Raw genomic sequence first — 1539 nt, 5'->3', positions numbered from 1 at the left:
AGCCAGACATCTGCGCGCTGCTCAGCGAGGCCGAGGAGCTGACGCGAGCCAACACCAAGCTGACGCTGGTCGTCGCATTCAACTACGGCTCGCGCCAGGAGATCGCGCGGGCTGCCCAGCATCTCGCGCGCGAGGTCGCCGAAGGCCGTCGCGATCCCGATTCGATCGATGCGGACGCCATCGGCTGTTATCTCGATGCGCCCGACATTCCCGATCCCGATCTCATCATCCGCACCAGCGGCGAGCAGCGTCTCTCCAACTTCCTGATGTGGCAGGCGGCCTATAGCGAGCTGGTGTTCGTGCCCCAGCATTGGCCCGACTTCGACAAGGCGGCGCTGGAAGGCGCCATCGCCGAGTTCGGCCGGCGTGAACGCCGCTTCGGCGGCCTCGTGGCGAAAACCGCCTCGTGAGCAAACCGGACACCGCAGCCGTGGGAGACGCCGTCAAGGCCGCGCCGGACCATGAGGCTGCGCGGCCTCCGAAAGCGGGGCCAAGCAATCTGGTGATGCGGATCGCGGCCGCACTCGTTCTGGTGCCGCTGGCGCTGGGATCGGCCTATGCCGGCGGCGCGCTCTGGACGGCCTTGGTCACGGTGGTCGCGGTCGGCCTGTATCTCGAATGGCTGATCGTGATCGGCGAGGTCCGCACCGTGAGCGTCGGCACGACGGGCGCCCTCGCCATTGCGATCGGGGGAGCTTGCTGCGCCTTCGGCCTGATCGACTTCGCCCTCGTGGTGCTGGCGGTCGGGTTGATCGCGGCGACGGTTCTTGCCGCCGGTCGCCGGGTGTGGGTCGCCGCTGGCTTCGTCTACGCCGCCGCGGCCGAGCTCGCCTCGGTGCTGGTGCGGTTCGATCAGCAGCAGGGCTGGTTCGCGCTGGTGCTGGTGTTCCTCGTCGTCTGGTGCAGCGACATCGGGGGCTACGTCGCCGGACGCAGCATCGGCGGGCCGAAGCTCGCGCCGCGGATCAGCCCCAATAAGACCTGGGCCGGCGCGATCGGCGGCTTCGCGGCGAGTCTCGCGGCGGCTGCGGCCTGGTCGCTGTCGGGCGCAGGCGGGTTGGTGGCGATGCTCGCGCTCGCGGCGGTGCTGTCGGTGGTGTCGCAGCTCGGCGACCTCGCGGAGTCCGCGGTCAAGCGGCACTTCGGCGTCAAGGACTCAAGTCACATCATTCCCGGCCATGGCGGCCTATTGGACCGCCTGGACGGCTATGTCGCCGCGATCGTGTTCGCGGCTCTCGTGGGTTTGCTGCGCGGCGGCCTCGACGGCGTCGGCCGCGGTCTTCTGGTTTGGTGACCGGCGCGCGTCGCCGGTCGAGATTTTTGGTGAGAACATGAGCGCAGTGCCATTGCGGAACAACAAGGCGATCGCGGCTGACGTGCGCAGCGTCACCGTGCTCGGCGCCACCGGCTCGATCGGCGATTCGACCATGGACCTCCTGCGCGGCGCGCCCGAGCGCTACCGGGTCGAGGCGCTGACCGGCAACAGCAACATCGCAGGGCTCGCCAAGCTCGCCCGCGAGTTCAATCCGCGCTTCGTGG

General features: G+C 69.1%; 2 protein-coding genes and 1 pseudogene. All 3 read left to right on the top strand.

Translation table 11 applies throughout. From position 1 onward, the window contains the following. On the top strand, positions 1-410 hold a 410-nt coding region (gene uppS, locus BRAS3809_RS16295; protein WP_035656456.1), incomplete at its 5' end, for a polyprenyl diphosphate synthase. Continuing rightward, positions 407-1294 carry a phosphatidate cytidylyltransferase gene (locus BRAS3809_RS16290; protein ID WP_008963208.1) on the top strand — a complete coding sequence of 296 codons (888 nt, stop codon included), beginning with the start codon at positions 407-409 and terminating at the stop codon, positions 1292-1294. The genes uppS and BRAS3809_RS16290, both read left to right, overlap by 4 nt. A gap of 37 nt (positions 1295-1331) precedes the next feature. Continuing rightward, positions 1332-1539: pseudogene (locus tag BRAS3809_RS16285) on the top strand (1-deoxy-D-xylulose-5-phosphate reductoisomerase); the annotation flags it as partial.

Source organism: Bradyrhizobium sp. STM 3809 (assembly GCF_000239795.1).
Taxonomy (GTDB): Bacteria; Pseudomonadota; Alphaproteobacteria; order Rhizobiales; family Xanthobacteraceae; genus Bradyrhizobium.
Note: the sequence above shows the minus strand (reverse complement) of the source record. Positions and strands in the feature narration are given on the sequence as shown.